Below are 17,071 nucleotides of genomic sequence, written 5' to 3'. Positions count from 1 at the left end.
CCTTCTAGAAGCCATGGAAATGCTGTTGAGCGCGGTGGACAGGGGAAGCCTGTCTGCGGCCGCTCGCGAAATGAAAATTCCGGTCAGCACACTCACTCGCAAGGTCGCCGATCTTGAGGAGATGCTGGGCACCCGCTTGCTGATACGCACCACGCGCAAGCTCACGTTGACCGATGCCGGTCTCTCGTACGTCGCCGCGGCGCGACGCATCCTCGATCTCGTGCGCGATCAGGAGCACGAGGCGACGGGCGAGTTTGCCACGGCAAAGGGCGAACTGGTCGTGACTGCCCCCGTACAGGGTGGCCGCCTGTATGTGCTGCCGGTCATCAATCAATTTCTCGCGCAATATCCGGACATCAATGTTCGGCTTCTGCTCTCCGACCGCAACATCGACCTGATCGATTCACACGCCGATCTCGCCGTGCGGGTCGGAGAACTCGCGGACAGCAACATGATCGCCACGCGTATCGGCTCATTGCGCTCGATCGTCTGCGCAAGCCCGGCGCTCATCGCTCAACACGCAGCCCCGCGCGAACCCGCCGATCTCCTGAAGTATCCGTGCGTCGTCTTCAATAGCCCGTATCTGTCGCCGTGGCGCTTCCGCCTTCCCGGCACCAACAAGGTGTCCCTGCTGGAAGTGAAGCCCCGGCTGGAGGTCACCTCACCCGACGCCGCGGTCAGCGCGGCGGTGGACGGCGCGGGCGTCACCTTCGTGTTCGAGCACGACGCCGACGAAGCGCTTCGAAACGGACAACTCGATATACTCCTGCCTAAATTCGAGGTCGAGCCTGTGCCCGTGCACCTGGTTCATGTGTCCAGAAACCTCATGGCCGTGAAACTGCGGCATTTCATCGACTTTGCGGCGCCCAGGTTGAGGGAGTCGATGGCCCGGTTCGGCAAGCAAAAGCGCGCCTGAACTAGCCTGCTTCTGCGGCCGCGCTCGCGGCTTTCTACGTTCATGACTCGTCGCCCGGGTCGCCGAGTACCCGGTCATTGCGCTCGTCGATGACCGCCTGCGTCTTCCGGGTCGCGCCGGGGCCAGGGGCGAACCGGACGTCTCTATACGTCAGCGCCTGCCCACTCGGCGCGCGTACCTCCACGGCTTCCACAGGGCTTCCGCTCGCATCCTCGACCAGCGTGATGTGCGGCTTTCCGTTTGGCGCAAGCCATTTGTCCCCCCATTGCATGAGCGCGACCAGCACCGGGTAAAGATCCGTCCCTTTGGCGGTCAACCGGTAACCAAAGGTGTTGGCGCGCTCCGCGAGCGGGAACCGTTCCAGGATGTCCAGCTCGATCAAGCGTTCGAGCCGTGCCGTGAGGACATTGCGGGCAATGCCCAGCCCGCTCTGAAATTCGTCGAAGCGCCTGCTGCCTTGCGTGCACTCGCGAACGATCAGAAGCGTCCACCACTCGCCGACCTCGTCGAGGGCGCGAGCGATCGAGCAGTCCATTGCGTCGAAGCGTTTTCTATACATGATGGAACGTATCCTGGCACAAGTTTCGTCACGCAACTTAACCAGATTCCGGGGAACAGCTTCCTGGTTTGGCCCCGTAGCGTGACGCAACGGTGTCTCCTATAGTTGCGTCACGAAACTTAGCTGGCGGCGACTTCGGGAGAGTGGGCCCGCATCGCCGCCACGCTCTGGATCATTCCGCTGTTTTCATGACCGGTAGCACAGATAGATCACCTGACGGGCGGACTGGGGCACATCTCTACGTCGCGCAGCCAGTTTAAACACTTAGGAATGCCATGAATAATGAAATTGACCAGGCCGAGGTGGCCGTCACGGCGCCACCGCGCGAGGCGAGACCCGTCGCCGTTCGATGGGTCGGCAAGGGCGTGGCCGCCGTTGTGGTCGTTGCCGTGGCGGCGACGGCGTTGCACCTGCACGGATCGGGCGCTGCGCCCGCAGTCGCGCCGCCGCCCCCGTCAGTGAGCATCAGTGCGCCCTTGCAGCGCGATATCGAGGGGCGGCTTGGATTCCTCGGCCAGTTCTCGGCGGTGAACCGGGTGGAGTTGCGTGCCCAGGTCGGCGGCACGCTCACGCGGATCAACTTCAAGGACGGCGACATCGTCCACCAAGGCGACCTGCTGTTCGAGATCGATCCGGAGCCCTACCAGATCAAGCTGAGCGAAGCGACGGCGGCAGTCGAAGCCGCGAATGCCCGGCTGGCGCTCGCCACGCGAGAGCTTGCCCGTGCGCAGGAACTGCAGCAGTCGGAGGCGGGAACGGTCGAGAACGTCGACCAGAAAGTCGCCGAGCAGCGCGCGGCTCAAGCGGCCCTCGACAACGCGAACGCACTCGTTCGCGACGCCCGGTTCGACCTGGATCGCTGCAGGATCACGGCGCCGTTTACCGGACGCATTGGCACGCACCTGGTGTCGACGGGCAACCTGGTGTCGGGCAGCCGTGCCGGCACCGGCCCGACGACGCTGCTCGCGACCATCGTTTCGCTGGATCCCATCTACCTGGATTTCGACATCAGCGAGAGCGACTACGCGGCTTTCCAGCGCTCACGCGAGCACCGCAGCGGGCCGCTTGCCGACACCGTGACGATTTCGCCGACCGGCGACAGCGGCTATTCACGTACCGGCACGCTTAACTTTATCGACAACACGCTCGACCGTGCGAGCGGCACGATCCATGCGCGCGCAACGATTCCCAACGGCGACCTAGCCTTGACACCGGGTGGCTTCGCGCGTCTGCGTCTCGCCACGACCGCGCCGCAACCGGCGCTGCTCGTTCCCGATGCCGCCGTGCTCCAGGATCAAACGGATCACATGGTGTACGTCGTGGGAGACGACAACGTGGCGACGGCCAGGAAAGTGGAGATTGGCGACTTGCGCGGCGGCCTGCGTGTGATTCGTGCGGGCCTTGCGCCGACCGACCGCATCGTGATTGACGGCATTCCGGCCGTGCGTCCCGGATCGAAGATTGCCCCGCATGCAGGAAAGATCCAGTTCTCGGCAGAGCAGGGCGACGACGGAGCGAAATCATGAAGCTGACTCACTTCTTTATCGAGCATCCGCGCTTTGCCGCCGTGCTCAACATATTCGCGGTGCTCATTGGCCTGGCGACGATGGTGAAACTGCCCGTGGCCCAGTATCCGAACATCGTTCCCACGACCATCCAGATCACGACGTCCTATCCAGGTGCGTCGGCCGATACGATTGCGCGCACGGTTGCCACGCCGCTCGAACAGTCCGTCAATGGCGTCGAGAACATGGACTACATTTCGAGCCAGTCGACCAGCAACGGTCAATTGACGATCACCGTGATCTTCAAGGTCGGCACGGATCCCAATACGGCGCTTTTGCTCACGCGCAGCCGCGTGGAAGACACACTCTCGCGCTTGCCCGTGGAAGTGCAGTTGCAGGGCGTCCAGGTGAAAAAGACCATCCAGGCACTGCTGCTGGGCGTGCATGTCTATTCGCCCGATGGTTCCCGCAGTCCCGAATACCTGTCGAACTACATGCTCAAGGTGCGCGACCAGATCGCGCGCCTGCCGGGCGTGTCGGACTTCCAGCTGTTCGGCGAGCGGCAGTACGCGATGCGAATCTGGATCGATCCGGACAAGGCCGCTTCGTACAACATCAGCGCCAGCGAAGTACTTGCAGCGCTTCGTGCACAGAATGCCGCCGTGTCCGCGGGCGTGCTCAATCAGCCGCCGGTGTCGAACCACGGCACGGGCGCGTATCAGATCAACATTGACGCGCTGGGCCGCCTCACGACCCCCGAGCAGTTTGGCGATGTCGTCGTGAAGTCCGATGCGCAGGGACGCGTCACGCGCATTCGCGATATCGGCCGTGTCGAACTCGGCTCGGTGGACTATGGCTCGAAGGCTTATGCCGACCGGTACGCAGCGACGCCGTGGTTCGTCATTGCCACGCCCGATGCGAACGTGGTGCAGGTCGAACATGACGTATGGGCCAAAATGGCCGAGCTGAAAAAGAGCTTCCCGTCCGGCGTCGACTACATCAAGATCTACGACCCGACCACCTTTGTTTCCCAGTCGATCCACGAGGTCGCTATAACCATCGCTATTGCCATTCTGCTGGTGGTCGGCGTGGTGTATCTGTTCCTGCAGAACTGGCGCGCCACGATCATCCCGGTGGTGGCGATTCCGGTTTCGCTGGTCGGCACGTTCACGATCCTGTCGCTGTTCGGTGCGTCGATCAATAACCTTTCGCTGTTCGGACTGGTGCTTGCTGTCGGGATCGTCGTGGACGACGCCATCGTGGTGGTCGAGAACGTCGAACGGAACATGGCGCTCGGCATGTCGCCGAAAGAAGCCGCGCATCGCACGATGAACGAGGTCTCGACTGCGATCATCGCCATCGCGCTCACGTTGTGTGCGGTGTTCGGGCCCACTGCGTTGATGTCGGGCATCTCGGGCCTGTTCTTCAAGCAGTTCGCGATTACGATTGCCGCCTCCACCGTGATCTCGTGTTTCGTCTCGCTGACGCTGAGCCCTGCATTGTGTGCGGTACTGCTCAAGCCGCATGAGATGGAAAAGACCCACGGCGGATCGACGGCGCTCGGTCGCCTTCATCATGCGGTGTTCGGCCGGTTCAATGCTTCGTTCGACTGGTTGTCTTCGCGCTACGGGAAGATGACGAGCCGCTTCGTTCGTGCCACCACGGTCATGCTGATCGTCTATGCGGGCCTGATTGGCGCGACGGCCTTGCAGATGTCGAGAATGCCTACCGGCTTCATTCCCGAGCAGGACATCGGCTATCAGGCTGTGATCGCGTTCCTGCCTCCGGGCGCGAGTCTCGAACGCACCGACAAGGTGATCCGCGAGATCAACGACATCGTGCTCGAAACGCCAGGACTCAAGGGCGTGACGCATACGTCGCCCGTATCGGGCTTCGACGTCACGACGGGCACGATTGCGCCCAACGTGGGGACGTTGTTCTACGGCCTGCCTTCGCTGTATGGCAAGCACGTTCCCGGTGTGAACGCGGCGTCGACGCTGGTTGCGTTGCGCAAGCGGGTCGCGGGTGTCAAGGACGCGGTGGTGGTGGTGGTCAATCCGCCGCCCGTGCAGGGGCTGGGCGCTGCGGGCGGCTTCAAGCTGATGCTGGAAGATCGTGGCGGATTGGGGCCGCAGGCACTCGCCGACGCAGCGAACGCGCTCGTGGCCGCGGCCAACAAGGACAAGGTGTTCGGTGGCGTATTCACGCTTTACAACGCGGGCGCGCCGTCCGTCTATGCGGACATCGACCGCCTCAAGGCAGAGAAAGTCGGCCTCACGCCAACTGACGTGTTTTCGACCATGGATCTCTACCTGGGCTCGCAGTACGTGAACGACTTCAACTTCATGGGCCGCACGTATCAGGTGCGGGTGCAGGGCGACGAAGCATTCCGTCGTACACCTGAGGATATTGGCAGGCTCAAGGTGCGCAACGCCACGGGAGACATGGTGCCGATCAGCAGCGTGGCGACCTTCAGGAACACCACCGAGCCGTATCGCGTGCCGCGCTACAACATGTATCCCGCCGCGGAAATCATGGGTGCAGCCGCTCCCGGATTCTCGTCGGGCGAGGCTATCGAACATATGGAACAGCTCGCCGGACAGGTTTTGCCGAACGGCATCACGTACGAATGGACGGATCTCGCTCACCAGCAAAAAGAGCAGACGATGTCGCCGCTCGTGATCTTTGCGGCTTCGGCGCTGTTCGTGTTCCTGGTGCTTGCTGCGCAGTATGAAAGCTGGAAGACGCCGCTCGCGATCGTGCTGATCGTGCCGATGTGCCTGCTTGCAGCCGCGATCGGACTGAACATGCGGGGCATGCCCATCGACATTCTGGCGCAGATCGGCTTCGTAGTGCTCGTTGGACTGGCCGCCAAGAACGCCATTCTTATCGTCGAGTTCGCGAGACAGCGGCAGGAAGAGGACGGTGTCGATGCAGAGGACGCCGCCACCCATGCGGCCCATGTGCGGCTGCGCCCGATCCTGATGACGTCGTTTGCCTTTATTGCGGGCGTGGCGCCGCTTGCGATCGCCAGCGGCGCGGGATCGGAAATGCGGCAGTCGCTCGGCACGACGGTGTTCTTCGGCATGCTCGGCGTGACGATCTTCGGGCTGGCCTTTACCCCAGCGTTTTACGCCTTCGTTCGCAAGCTCGGCGTGAAAGGTTCGGCTGCCTTGCGGCAACTTCGCAGTGGAGAAGTGAAATGAACGGCTTCGTATCCAGGACTTCGAAAGCGCTCGTGGGCAGCCTGATCGTCAGCGCGTTTCTTGCAGGCTGTGCCGTCGGGCCGAATTATGTTGCGCCCACAACGGACATGGCGCCGTTTCACAATGCGAAGGTCGTCGCCGACCGGCGAGCCACGTTGCCTGCGCCGAGCCTCGACAGCTGGTGGACGGGGTTCAACGATCCCGAACTGGTCAAGGTGGTGCAACGCGCGCTCGCACAAAACCTCGATATTCAGGCTTCGATCGCACGCGTTGCGCAGGCGCGCGCCGCGGCCCAGGCAGCGGGTGCCCAGTTGTTGCCGACGGTCGATGCCAATGCGTCGTACACGGCGCTGCACCAGAGCGTGCAGAGTCCGCTTGGCACTATCGCGAGCGCGTTTCCCAATTACAGCCGCGACCAGAAGGAGTACATCGCGGGGGCGTCGGCAAGCTGGGAAATCGATCTCGCCGGTGGCCTGCGGCGCGCGCACGCGGCAGCCACCGATGAAGAGCAGGCGGCCGAAGCCTCGCAGATGGGAACGCGCGTGACGGTTGCCGCGGACGCCGCCGATGCCTACCTGCAGATCCGGGGACTGCAGGCGCAGCTGGCCGTCACCCAGGACCAGGTGGATACCTACGCGCACCTGCTGGAACTCGTGAAAGCGCGCAAGCACGCTGGCGCCGCCGACGAACGCGAGGTGGCGCAGGCCGAAGCGTTGCTGCGCGGTGCCCGCGCCGCGGTGCCGACCTTGCGTGTGTCGCTTGAGGCGCAACTGAACCGGCTCGATGTGCTGATGGGTGCGCAGCCGGGCACCTACGCGGCCGAACTCGGTGCGAACGCGGGCGCGATTCCCGACGTGCCCGCCATCGGCAGCGCCGACCAGCCCGTCGATGTGCTGCGACGCCGCCCCGACATCATTGCTGCGGAACGCCACCTGGCAGCGTCCAACGAAGCCATTGGCGTGGCGATTGCCGACTACTACCCGAAGATTTCGCTCTCCGGTGCACTGGGATTCGACAGCATTTCGGCCAGCCACTTTCTCAGTGCGAAGTCGTTTCAGCCCATCGGAACAGGTGCGCTGCAATGGCGTCTGTTCGATTTCGGCAAGGTGGACGCCGAAGTCAAGAATGCGCGTGGGTCGTACGCTCAGGCGCTGGCGCAGTATCGCGAGGCCGCGCTCAAGGCGACCGAAGACGTCGAAGACGCCTTCATGACGCTCTCGCAAACGGAGCTGCGCGCGCAGGAAATCCAGCAGGAGGTCGAAGCATTGACGAAGGCGCGAGACCTGTCCGAGAAAGCGTATCGCGCGGGTTCGATCACGCTGACCGATGTGCTCGACGCCGACCGCCAACTGCTCGATGCACGCGACGATCTCGATGCAACGAAGGCGGACGCCGCGCGCGCCGCAGTAAGAACGTTCCGCTCGCTGGGCGGGGGATGGAATGCGCCACAGCAGCAGGTCGCCCAGAGCCAATAACGCGCCAATACCACTTAACCGGTTTATGGGGAACAGCTTCCTGCATGCGGCCCGTAGTGCGATGCAGGCGGCTTTTCTATAGTTTCGTCACGAGACCTCGCTCGTAGTTTTTCTGGAGGGGCCGACATGGATCGCCGTCTTCTAACACTCTCGCTCGGTATGTTCGCACTGGGTACCGATAGCTTTGTTTTTGCGGGCATCCTGCCTGAAAGCGCCCATTCGTTTGGCGTCAGCATCGGCGCTGCCGGGCAGTTGATCAGCGTATATGCGCTGAGCTATGCCTTGCTCGGCCCGACGATCGCGGCGCTTGCGGCGAACGTCCCACGCAAGCGCCTGCTGCTCAGCGGCATCGGCCTGTTCGTCATCGCGAATCTCGGCACCATCGTTGCGCCGAATCTCGGCATCGCCCTGGCCACGCGGGCTTTCGCTGGGCTGGGCGCCGCGATGTTCTCGCCGACTGCCAGCGGCACCGGCGCATCGCTCGTGCCGCCGGAGCGTCGGGGCTATGCACTGTCCATCATCGTGGCGGGGCTGACGACCGCTACTGCGCTGGGCTCGCCCATTGGCGCGGTGATTGGCGGGCTGGCAAGCTGGCACTGGACGCTTGTTCTCGTCGCTGCACTGGGTGCGGCCGCGTTCGCTGGCATCCTGGCGTTCCTGCCCGAAGTCCCATTGCCGCCGGCCATCTCGCTCAGCCAGCGCCTGTCTCCGCTCGCCGATTCCCGCGTCGGGCTCACGCTCGCGACGACGGTGCTTGCCCAGATCGGTACGTTCATCATCTTCAGCTACTTCTCCGTCGTGTTCGATCGCGCCACTGGCCACAGCGCCACGGTGCTGGGCGGGCTGCTGGTGCTTTGGGGCCTGGCGGGAACGTTCTCGAACCTGCTGACGGGGCGAATCCTCGACAAGATCGGCTCGCACAAGGTCGTCATGATCAAGCTGGCCATCGTCGCCATCGTCATCCTCACCATGCCGGTCACGGGCGCACATCTCTGGAGCGCAGCGATTGCGGTCACGATCTGGGGCGCGTGTGCATGGGGCGTGCTGGTGCCGCAGCAGTTCCGTCTCGCGAGCCTGAACCCGCCTATGACGGCTGTGCTGGTCGGCCTCAATACTTCCGCAACTTATGTGGGGGTGTCGATTGCCGGCGCACTCGGCGCCGCCGTGATTCCGGTCATCGGCAGCCACAACCTGGGCTATCTCTCCAGCATTCCCGTGGTGATGGCGATTCTCGTATCCGGGCTCGCGACGCGCCGCATCGCCTCATTTGCGAACCCCGAAAAGCGCGCCGTGGCGGCTTGAATTTCAGTCGCGATGCAAGTAACAGCGCCATGTCTAATGCAAACAGCGACGATCCCATGTCCTGTTCATAGAGGCAGCGGTGCTGGAGCCTGCGCGCTAGAGCAGGCGCGGGCTATTCGGGTGCTGCGTCGACGATCAGCTTGCTGGCGATCGACCGGATGCGCCGATCGACGAAGTAGCCGCCGCCCTCCGTGTAGCGCAGGAACAGGCGGTTGCAGGAGGTGCATTTCCAGACATCGCTGCGGTTGTAGGGGTAAAAGCGCGGGGCGATGGGGGCGTCGGGCGCCCAGTAACTCGAACCGGCAGGCAGGAATTCGCGGAACGTGGGTTCTGGATCCTCTGCGTCCACGAGGGTTCCGACCTGTACGAGCAGGGACTCGTCCAGTGAGAGCGGTTGGGATTGCCAGCCGTCCAGAGGTGACTTGCAGCAGGTGCAGGTGGCGAAACCTGCTTGCTCGGCGTCCTGTGCCAGTTGCAGAAGCGCGGCGGCGTCAAACGTTTGAGTCATGGATGAGTCGCGTTGGGGAGAGGCGTTCCTTGCGAAACGGACGTTCGGTGCAAGGATATTGACACCGGGGATCACGTTTGGGCAAGAAAATCGATCATTCACGCGCGCGATGCCGCTGTGACGTGCGCGACGGCGCATGTGCCTACACCCTGCGTATAAACGCTTGATATGACGTGTCGAAACCGGAGCGGTTGTTCTAGCTGGTGATCTTGTGAGGTTCGACGGCCGACGAGTGCAAAACCTTCAAGGCGATGACGACGCCACAGACAATGGCTCCGATGCCTGCCGCCTCGTTGGCGGTCGGCCATCGATGGCTCGCCACCAGACCGAACGACGTGGCAAAAACCGTTTCCGTGACAATGAGCTGGCCCGCGAGTCCGATCGGCAGTCGCTTTGACGCGATCGTCCATGCCCACGAACCGGCAATCGATCCCACCGCGGCAAGCACCAGAGAACTTGCGAGAATCAACCCGAAGGACGGCCATTGCAGGCCAAGGCTGATGAGGTTCAGCAGTGCCAGATGGGCTGCAACCGGGACGAACAGGGCGATTTCGACTGCGCCGCCGATCATCATCATCGCCGTCCATTTGCGCGGATCCATCATCGGACGCTTTTTCAACGCGTTCCGGTTTGACAATGCAAACGCCGTCCACAGCGATACCGCGCCAAACGAGATTGCAATTCCGGCGACAACGCCGAGCGACAGGCCGTTGAACGCCGCGACCAGCCCTGTCCAGTTCACCATCAGCAGTCCCAACAAGATGAAGCCGAGCGGGAGACTCAAGACTCTCCACGATGTAGCCTGCGCTCCCTGGTTGCCAGCGATGGCCAGCACGACGGGCACCGTTGCAACGATGGCAGGCGGGATAATCGGCCCGGCGAACCGCACAGCGGCCATGATGGTCACAAAATAGCCAACGTAGCCGACGAAGCCAAGCCACGCGGCGACCATCCAGTCGCGTGTGGTCGTGCGCGCGCCACGGTCTCTCACCGCAAAGAACAGAACCAGGCCCAGGACGCCGGAAATCAGAAAGCGCGTGACGGCCAGGTCGTAAATGGAATAGGGCCCAACGACATATGGCGCGACGAAATTCAATGACCAGGAGAACGCGGCAAAAACGGCGGCCATTACGCCAATCAGAAGTTGCGCTTGCATGCGGGTTCTCCGGGGTCACCTGTTACGAGGGTATCGAATGCAGGGCGTGCGGCTTTCCAGAAAGAGTCAGGCATCTATCCGTGAGCGACAAGAGGTTCAGCCCGGCGGAGGCAAAAGACATTCCATGAGCGGTCGCTGAAGCGACGGGAGGCACATGTCACCCGTGGCGGTCAGTCGGCGGCTTCGATTCAGCAAGCCCCGTTTCGAAACGGGTACACGATGTCCCTTTTGCGCAAAGGTGATTTCGATGTCCGGCACTTCTGGAGCCGTGGCGCCGCGTCTAGAGTCAGGTCAGCCTTTGAATGCGGATCCCCACTCCACGAACGGATTCGCACGAAGCCCTCTGAAAACCCTTAAGGAGCACACCATGCTGACCGTGACATCGCCCGAGCTTTCCAGCGAACTTAATGTCGTGACCGAAGACGCGCAATATTTCGAATACACCTCGTCCGCCAATCCGATTGGTGCGAAGCTTATTTCGCGCGTGCCGTTCCACAGCTTCCCGCCTTCGCTGTATGCGGACGGTGCGACGCGAGTCGTGCCGCTCGACCTGTCTGCAGAGCTGGGCTGCCCAGGCCCCGCGACCGGCCCCGGACTGAGCGCCAATTTCCTGCGCATCAATGCCGGCGATGCGTTGACACTCGATCCGAATGCGACTTCGCAGGTCTGCTACGTGATCAGCGGCGCGGGCAGCGTGGAGCAGGCTGGAACGCGCTTCCCTTTTGCCATGGGCGACTTCTTCACGCTCCCGGGCGGCCATGTTGCCACGCTGGCCGCCGATGCAACGGCCACGCTCTACTACGTCAACGACGCCCCTCTGCTTGCCTATCTTGGCACGACGGGGGTGCAGGCGCGATTTGCGCCCACACGCTATCCGGCCGCCAGCGCGCAGGCGGCATTGCGTGATGTCGCGGAACAAGCCAACGCGGGCCGTCGCAACCGTATCAGCGTGCTGATGGGCAACGCCAATTTTCCGCAGACGCGCACGGTCACGCATGTGTTGTGGGCGATGTTCGGGATCGTGCCGCCCAACTCCATGCAGAAGCCGCATCGGCATCAATCGATTGCACTCGACTTCATCGCAGGCGGCAAGCCAGGTGTCTATACGCTGGTCGGGACGGAACTGGACAGCGAAGGAAATATCGTGAATCCGACCCGCGTCGATTGGGAAGCGGGAATGGCCTTTGTCACTCCGCCTGGATACTGGCATGCGCATTTCAATGAAACGAACGAAAACGCCTACGTAATTCCTATCCAGGATGCGGGCTTGCAGACTTACCTGCGCACGCTGGACATCCGCTTCGCCCGTTAAGGCCGACGCTAGCGTGCGAGCCCCTCGTCCCAGTACGGTGGCTCGCCAAACGTGTCGGCATAGAAGTCCACAAAGGCGCGCACCTTCGACGAGACGATTTTCTTCGGCGGGTAGGCAGCCCAGACCGCAGGTTCGGCTCGTCCGGTGCGCGCCTCCCATTCCGGGAGTACATGCTTCAGGTGTCCTTCGCGCAGCGCCGTAGACGCAAGCCACGTTGGGATGAGCGCCACGCCGCAGCCGGCCACGGCGAGCGCGAGCACGGCTTGCGCGTCGTCGGCGCGCAAACGCCCCTGTAGTTGCACCAGCACGTGTTCCTGTTGTGGTGACGCTGGCGTACCAGTGGCGGCTCGCGTGAAAGACCATCTGTCGTCCGGCACCAGGGGCAGGCGAAGTGCATCGTGCGCGCCAAGGTCGTCAGGGACACGGGGCGTGCCGTGACGCTCGAAATACGCAGGACTGCCGCAGACGATACGACGATGCGGCGCAAGGCGCCTCGCCATCAATGAAGAATCGGGCAGCACGCCAGTGCGTATCGCCACATCAATGCCGGCGTCGATCATGTTGAGCGTTTGATCCGTCGAGACGATGTCGAGGTCGATGTCGGGGTAGCGGGCCATGAAGGCTGGCAGATGCGGCACGATATGCAGGCGACCGAAGGCGGGGGGCATTGTCACGCGCAGCGCGCCTTGCGGGGTGCGATTGAGCGACGATGTCACTTCGCGCGCGTCATCGAGTGCCTGCAACGCCAGCACAGCGTGTTCACGAAACAGCCGGCCGCCTTCCGTGAGGACGAGTCCGCGTGTCGAGCGGTTGAACAGGGCGATGCCCAGGTCGCTTTCCAGCTCGCTCACATAGCGCGATATCGTCGATGTCTTGACGGCGAGTTCATTGGCCGTCTTGCTGAAGCTCTTCAGCTCCGCTGCGCGAACAAAGGCTCGTACTGCAGCGAAATAGTCCATGAAATGTCTGCCGCGAATCAGGGGGGGGGTGCTTTTGCTCAGGCCGGTAGTGTACTGCCCTTTCGGCAGGAGAGCCTTTCGGGTTGTGGACGATGCGCGCAGTGATCAGTGCCGGCCGCTTTAGCGTTGATAGTGAAGTCGGGTGCAAGGCCGTGCGGAGGCAGGAGGGATTGTCGAGAGAAGGGGGCGCCATGACCCAATCCATCAACGCGCGGCCCCTGCAGGCACATCCGCCACACGCGCGGCGCCTACAATCGCGCCGTCGTCCGCTTCGAGCAGCACTGCCAGATGCTCACCCGTGACGCTGGCTGCGTTCAGCGTCTGCGCCGCTCCTGTCCACTCGCCGATCGGCGTGAACTCACGCACGATGTTCGACTCGGTGAGCGTGCGCCCGGCATTTTCTCCTCGTCCGACCGGGGTGACGCGTCGCGTGTCATAGCCCACCAGCACGACGCGCGCACGCCCATTGCCTGCTCCGATGGTCACCGAAACGCGTCCGCCTTCGCGCTTTGCGCTCACCGCCGCGGCTGACTCGACGTTGCGCGTCGCCTGATCAATCGCCGATCTGGCCGCTGAGCGATTGGAGCCCACGACGTCGACCTTGCCGTCTATGACCATCTCCGGCGTGTATTCAAAGTCGCGAAATTGTTGCGCGTACCGGGCCTGACGCGCATCCGCATTTTTGAACGAGAAGGGGTCGTTCCAGCCGAGTTGGTTCCAGTACGTGACATGGAACGCCAGCGGCAGAACGTCCTCGCGCGTGTCGCTCAGTTCAGACAGAAAGCGATCCGCGGGCGGGCATGATGAGCAGCCCTGCGACGTGAACAACTCGACGACAACGGGGCGCGGGGCGGCGGCGAACGCTTGCGACACGAGGACGGCTGCAGCGCAGAGCGCAATGAAAGAGCGGGCCAACATCGACTGACTCCGGAAAACGTCGGTATAGCTAATTCGCTCCTCGGGCTGAATGGGTTACACCCAGTGCCCCGCGTTACGCCGCATAAAAAATTTTCGACGCGCTGTAACCGCTGCGCTTTCCAGAGCGAACTTAGGTCTGTCCGATCGTCATGGTGATCGATTTGGAAACGGCGAAGGCAGATCTCGCTGCGACGCACAAAACCCTTGGGCGCACGCCCCGGTGGCACGGATACCAACTTTTTTTGCTAAGGAGATCAGAAATGAAGCGAATCATGACGGCAGTACTCGGAGCGGCACTGGCAATGGGCGCATCGGCAGCATTTGCGCAGGCAAGCGGTGCGATGTCAAATGACGCGATGTCGAACGGCGCGATGTCAAACGGCGCGATGGGCAAGGATGCCATGTCGCACGACACGATGAGCAAGAAGAGCATGTCGCACGATTCGATGAAAAAAAGCAGCAAGATGAAGAAGCACGATGCGATGGGTATGGCCCACTCTGCGTCGGGCTCGATGCCGCAGTAACCAGCGCACACAATGGGAGCGGGCGGGGCCGACAGGCCGCGCACGGTTTCCGCCCCCGTGCACCAACGGGTTGCAAGCGACGGAGCTGGCGAGGCGTCCGTCGCTTCCTTGCGCATGCCCACGAAAATCAGCTGCGAAGGATGGCCTGCACCGGCTGCCCGCAGGCTTGATCGGCGCGGCAGATTCCAGCATGTATTTTATTCTGCAGTCCTTGCCGACATATACTGCTCACGCACTGCCATCCCGCCATAGGGCATATGAGACGCTGTCACTATCGCAACGTAGTCTGAGTAAGCATAGTTCACCCTCGCGACTGCAACGGGTTTCTCCGCGAACGACGCCAGGGTTGTGTCGCCAGACGTCGAGGTTGGAAATCCGAGATCATGTCGGAGGTTCTCCACGGCGATCTTCCAGCTCTGCCGGGCCTCGGGTTCGGTCATGTCGCGGCGGTACAGATTGATGGCCATGAGTGTGTGCGCCGGACTAAAGCTAAACCATATTTCGCTCACGGGCGGGCCATGTGTGCCCAGCATCTGCGCGGGTACGCTACGGCATCGCAGGTAGAGCAGTCCGCGTGAAAGTTCGTCGCAATGCACGTTTTCACGGGCCATTCTTTCGGCGACCTGGGCCTCGGTACTCCGGTCGAGCAGCAATCCCAATGCCGGCCTGGCGGGCGCCGCCGTTAAACCTCTTTCACGCGAAATGGCGTTCTGCTGAATCGCGAGCACAACATGGGGATCGATGCTATTGACTGGGCATCCGATACCAAGCTTCGCGAGCACCTCCCGGCCCTGTGACGTGTGCATCCAGCCAATCGCCGCGACGCTCATGCACGTCGCTGCAGCGATTCCGGTAATGAGGCGCGGCGTCCGCGCAGCGCTTAGCTGGAACATGATGTTGCAACCGTCGGAGGCAGATAGAGCGGGCCGCCCGGTGTTGCATTGGTGATGGTGCTGCGCAGGTTGAACAACGTCGGCACTGCGCTGTACTGGAATAGCGTGCCCACCGGGATGCCGGCAGAATTCTTCGCGGTGAGCGCGTACGTTCCATTCGTCGTCGAAGTCAACGCAGCAAAATCTGCGGCGGGCAGCTTGCTTTGCAGCGTTGCGACCAGGTCCACCATGAACTGATCGAAGACGCAGCCAGGCACGCCAACATCGTTATGCGCGGTCGTCATGTCCTGACACATTTCCGGTTGGGCGTCGATATCCCCACTCACCTTGACTGGCCCGGGGTAGGTATAAGGGCCGCCGAGAAGCGATTCGAACTGCAGCGTGAGACAGGCCTCAAGCCGGGCGGGGGTGTCATGGGCCGCGCTGCTGTGAGTGGTGTTGCCCGTGACTGCCGCAAAATACGGGGCCTCGACCGGATCCGCAAGGAGACCGGTGGCTGCGGCGCTGACAATGCCCGCTACGGCCGCTGGCGCCGCCGAATCACCACCGAGCGCAGACCAGATTGCCTGGTTCTCCGGGTGCTGTACGACCCGCGTTGAAGCAATGTCATTCCCGCCTCCGCAGGCACTGAGTGAAGCCAGCGTTGCCGCAGCCAGCGCGATGCCAATAGTTCGATTCATGAATCGTCTCCTCAGGTCGCCATCGCGACGCCGCTTCCCGACTCGGGGCACTATCACACTAGCGGGATGGCAAACGCTTATACGTTTGGCGAGAGCATGCGGATGCAGTTGAGGGCGCGTGCACTCACTGACTGTTCCCGGCGGGCACCGTATGAATCATCGGAGGATTGGCCGGCGTAGCAGGCGCCTGGGTTTTTTCTGCGGGCTGTGCTTGCTGCGCCTGCGGCAGCGGGCTGGTCGGCCCGGATACCGGGTCACCGTGCCAGGTCATGCCTGCCGTTGCTGCACTATGTGCATTGCCCGCAGCGTATGCAGTAGGGGGCAGCGCGCCGCCTGCAATCGCCACGAAGGCTGCAAGGGTGGTCATCAGTGTTTTCATCGCCGGGCTCCTGGTGATGTCCTGCCAGGACGGCAGGGCAATACCCGGAACTACGTTCGAAACCGTTTGCCGGATGCATGCATTCGGGGCTATTGGCGCGACTGGATGACCGCGCCGGGTTTGCCGCTTGCCGGGGAGTCGTTGTCTGTTCAATAGGACGCCGTGGTATCGCGTCAGGCTTCTGATGAAACGTGGCCGCTCGCAGCACCATTCATCTTGATGGCATTTTTATGCAGGGCAGCCTGAGTTTTACTTCTTGCTGATCGTCGCCGTGCTTCAATTGGGGTGAAGACAACGGATGTGGGGCGGGAGGTCGTGGTGCTGAAATTGCTGATTCCTGTGCTGGGTGCGAAAGAGGCCACCGAGGCCGCGCGACATGGCGCATTTCTGTTCGCTGAGCAATGCGTGTCAGAGGTCGAGGTCATTGAAGTGCTAAGCGACGCCTCGCAGGGACGCGCCGTTGCATTTCATTCGCCAGCAACGCTGCGCAGGCGGGAGAAGGATGAGGCGCGCGATGCGCTGATGCAGACGCGGGCCATTCTTGACGATGCCGGCGTCCCGTACACCTGGAAGCGCGTGTTCGGGCCCACGGCGCGAACGATCGCGCAGCATGCCGCGCAGGCCCATGCCGACATCGTCCTGCTTGACGCGAGCCAGCTGGGATTTTTTCACCGTTGGATCGTTCTCGCGAGGCTATGGCAGCTGTCATCGACGCCGGTGACGATGCTTCACTGACCTTGACTTCAGGTCGATGACCGCAGCCACGACGCCACGCTGCG

At 62.5% G+C, this 17,071-nt stretch carries 16 protein-coding genes; 8 read left to right on the top strand and 8 right to left on the bottom strand.

Annotation, left to right across the window (positions count from 1 at the left end; translation table 11 throughout):
* Nucleotides 1–916, top strand: a 916-nt coding sequence (locus BBA01S_RS35955) for a LysR family transcriptional regulator (RefSeq protein WP_042298457.1), incomplete at its 5' end; no start/stop codon positions are given.
* Nucleotides 917–956: 40 nt separating this feature from the next.
* On the opposite strand, the gene BBA01S_RS35950 is transcribed toward BBA01S_RS35955, so the two are convergent.
* The gene (locus BBA01S_RS35950) at nt 957–1,475 is read right to left on the bottom strand and encodes a winged helix-turn-helix transcriptional regulator (RefSeq protein ID WP_042298452.1); all 519 of its coding nucleotides are present in this window, start codon (nt 1,473–1,475) and stop codon (nt 957–959) included.
* A gap of 275 nt (nt 1,476–1,750) precedes the next feature.
* Here BBA01S_RS35950 and BBA01S_RS35945 point away from each other — a divergent pair, with 275 nt between their 5' ends.
* The 4 genes from BBA01S_RS35945 to BBA01S_RS35930 all read left to right on the top strand — a co-directional run bounded on the left by BBA01S_RS35945 (nt 1,751) and on the right by BBA01S_RS35930 (nt 8,963).
* Complete coding sequence (locus BBA01S_RS35945) at nt 1,751–3,001, top strand: efflux RND transporter periplasmic adaptor subunit (RefSeq protein WP_027820651.1); 1,251 nt, start codon at nt 1,751–1,753, stop codon at nt 2,999–3,001.
* Nucleotides 2,998–6,186, top strand: coding sequence for an efflux RND transporter permease subunit (locus BBA01S_RS35940; protein ID WP_027820650.1), 3,189 nt, complete (start codon nt 2,998–3,000; stop codon nt 6,184–6,186). Before BBA01S_RS35945 ends, BBA01S_RS35940 begins: the two co-directional genes overlap by 4 nt.
* Complete coding sequence (locus BBA01S_RS35935) at nt 6,183–7,661, top strand: efflux transporter outer membrane subunit (protein ID WP_042298451.1); 1,479 nt, start codon at nt 6,183–6,185, stop codon at nt 7,659–7,661. The genes BBA01S_RS35940 and BBA01S_RS35935 overlap by 4 nt, the downstream gene beginning before the upstream one ends.
* Before the next feature lie 126 nt (nt 7,662–7,787).
* Nucleotides 7,788–8,963, top strand: a complete 1,176-nt coding sequence (locus BBA01S_RS35930) for an MFS transporter (RefSeq protein ID WP_027820648.1) — start codon at nt 7,788–7,790, stop codon at nt 8,961–8,963.
* A 112-nt stretch (nt 8,964–9,075) separates the two neighbouring features.
* Here BBA01S_RS35930 and BBA01S_RS35925 read toward each other — a convergent pair whose 3' ends face one another.
* Nucleotides 9,076–9,471: a hypothetical protein gene (locus tag BBA01S_RS35925; RefSeq protein ID WP_027820647.1), complete on the bottom strand. Its 396-nt coding sequence runs from the start codon at nt 9,469–9,471 to the stop codon at nt 9,076–9,078.
* A 196-nt stretch (nt 9,472–9,667) separates the two neighbouring features.
* Nucleotides 9,668–10,627, bottom strand: coding sequence for a DMT family transporter (locus BBA01S_RS35920; protein ID WP_027820646.1), 960 nt, complete (start codon nt 10,625–10,627; stop codon nt 9,668–9,670).
* A 367-nt stretch (nt 10,628–10,994) separates the two neighbouring features.
* Here BBA01S_RS35920 and BBA01S_RS35915 point away from each other — a divergent pair, with 367 nt between their 5' ends.
* Nucleotides 10,995–11,939, top strand: coding sequence for a cupin domain-containing protein (locus BBA01S_RS35915; protein ID WP_027820645.1), 945 nt, complete (start codon nt 10,995–10,997; stop codon nt 11,937–11,939).
* An 8-nt stretch (nt 11,940–11,947) separates the two neighbouring features.
* Here the strand turns inward: BBA01S_RS35915 and BBA01S_RS35910 are convergent, their stop codons facing one another.
* Together BBA01S_RS35910 and BBA01S_RS35905 are read right to left on the bottom strand one after the other, a co-directional pair.
* On the bottom strand, nt 11,948–12,898 hold the full coding sequence (locus BBA01S_RS35910; RefSeq protein ID WP_027820644.1) for a LysR family transcriptional regulator: 951 nt from the start codon (nt 12,896–12,898) through the stop codon (nt 11,948–11,950).
* A gap of 204 nt (nt 12,899–13,102) precedes the next feature.
* Nucleotides 13,103–13,816, bottom strand: coding sequence for a DUF1223 domain-containing protein (locus BBA01S_RS35905; protein ID WP_027820643.1), 714 nt, complete (start codon nt 13,814–13,816; stop codon nt 13,103–13,105).
* 260 nt (nt 13,817–14,076) lie between these two features.
* Between BBA01S_RS35905 and BBA01S_RS35900 the strand changes: the two genes are divergently transcribed.
* Nucleotides 14,077–14,340, top strand: a complete 264-nt coding sequence (locus BBA01S_RS35900; RefSeq protein ID WP_027820642.1) for a pentapeptide MXKDX repeat protein — start codon at nt 14,077–14,079, stop codon at nt 14,338–14,340.
* 197 nt (nt 14,341–14,537) lie between these two features.
* On the opposite strand, the gene BBA01S_RS35895 is transcribed toward BBA01S_RS35900, so the two are convergent.
* From BBA01S_RS35895 to BBA01S_RS47265, 3 genes are all read right to left on the bottom strand, one after another.
* Nucleotides 14,538–15,170 carry a hypothetical protein gene (locus tag BBA01S_RS35895; protein ID WP_156966203.1) on the bottom strand — a complete coding sequence of 211 codons (633 nt, stop codon included), beginning with the start codon at nt 15,168–15,170 and terminating at the stop codon, nt 14,538–14,540.
* A gap of 50 nt (nt 15,171–15,220) precedes the next feature.
* Nucleotides 15,221–15,913: a globin family protein gene (locus BBA01S_RS47270; protein WP_042298449.1), complete on the bottom strand. Its 693-nt coding sequence runs from the start codon at nt 15,911–15,913 to the stop codon at nt 15,221–15,223.
* 124 nt (nt 15,914–16,037) lie between these two features.
* Complete coding sequence (locus BBA01S_RS47265) at nt 16,038–16,292, bottom strand: hypothetical protein (RefSeq protein ID WP_156966202.1); 255 nt, start codon at nt 16,290–16,292, stop codon at nt 16,038–16,040.
* Nucleotides 16,293–16,610: 318 nt separating this feature from the next.
* Here BBA01S_RS47265 and BBA01S_RS35885 point away from each other — a divergent pair, with 318 nt between their 5' ends.
* The gene (locus BBA01S_RS35885; protein ID WP_027820640.1) at nt 16,611–17,027 is read left to right on the top strand and encodes a universal stress protein; all 417 of its coding nucleotides are present in this window, start codon (nt 16,611–16,613) and stop codon (nt 17,025–17,027) included.
* Nucleotides 17,028–17,071: the final 44 nt, after the last annotated feature.

It is taken from the genome of Paraburkholderia bannensis NBRC 103871, assembly GCF_000685015.1.
GTDB classification, from domain to species: domain Bacteria; phylum Pseudomonadota; class Gammaproteobacteria; order Burkholderiales; family Burkholderiaceae; genus Paraburkholderia; species Paraburkholderia bannensis.
This window is presented reverse-complemented; position numbering and strand designations above follow the sequence as displayed.

What these genes read in the sequence shown, in the direction of transcription:
- BBA01S_RS35950 (WP_042298452.1), bottom strand. Translation starts at nt 1,475, where the DNA reads ATGTATAGAAAACGCTTCGACGCAATGGACTGCTCGATCGCTCGCGCC.
- BBA01S_RS35945 (WP_027820651.1), top strand. Translation starts at nt 1,751, where the DNA reads ATGAATAATGAAATTGACCAGGCCGAGGTGGCCGTCACGGCGCCACCG.
- BBA01S_RS35940 (WP_027820650.1), top strand. Translation starts at nt 2,998, where the DNA reads ATGAAGCTGACTCACTTCTTTATCGAGCATCCGCGCTTTGCCGCCGTG.
- BBA01S_RS35935 (WP_042298451.1), top strand. Translation starts at nt 6,183, where the DNA reads ATGAACGGCTTCGTATCCAGGACTTCGAAAGCGCTCGTGGGCAGCCTG.
- BBA01S_RS35930 (WP_027820648.1), top strand. Translation starts at nt 7,788, where the DNA reads ATGGATCGCCGTCTTCTAACACTCTCGCTCGGTATGTTCGCACTGGGT.
- BBA01S_RS35925 (WP_027820647.1), bottom strand. Translation starts at nt 9,471, where the DNA reads ATGACTCAAACGTTTGACGCCGCCGCGCTTCTGCAACTGGCACAGGAC.
- BBA01S_RS35920 (WP_027820646.1), bottom strand. Translation starts at nt 10,627, where the DNA reads ATGCAAGCGCAACTTCTGATTGGCGTAATGGCCGCCGTTTTTGCCGCG.
- BBA01S_RS35915 (WP_027820645.1), top strand. Translation starts at nt 10,995, where the DNA reads ATGCTGACCGTGACATCGCCCGAGCTTTCCAGCGAACTTAATGTCGTG.
- BBA01S_RS35910 (WP_027820644.1), bottom strand. Translation starts at nt 12,898, where the DNA reads ATGGACTATTTCGCTGCAGTACGAGCCTTTGTTCGCGCAGCGGAGCTG.
- BBA01S_RS35905 (WP_027820643.1), bottom strand. Translation starts at nt 13,816, where the DNA reads ATGTTGGCCCGCTCTTTCATTGCGCTCTGCGCTGCAGCCGTCCTCGTG.
- BBA01S_RS35900 (WP_027820642.1), top strand. Translation starts at nt 14,077, where the DNA reads ATGAAGCGAATCATGACGGCAGTACTCGGAGCGGCACTGGCAATGGGC.
- BBA01S_RS35895 (WP_156966203.1), bottom strand. Translation starts at nt 15,170, where the DNA reads ATGAGCGTCGCGGCGATTGGCTGGATGCACACGTCACAGGGCCGGGAG.
- BBA01S_RS47270 (WP_042298449.1), bottom strand. Translation starts at nt 15,913, where the DNA reads ATGAATCGAACTATTGGCATCGCGCTGGCTGCGGCAACGCTGGCTTCA.
- BBA01S_RS47265 (WP_156966202.1), bottom strand. Translation starts at nt 16,292, where the DNA reads ATGAAAACACTGATGACCACCCTTGCAGCCTTCGTGGCGATTGCAGGC.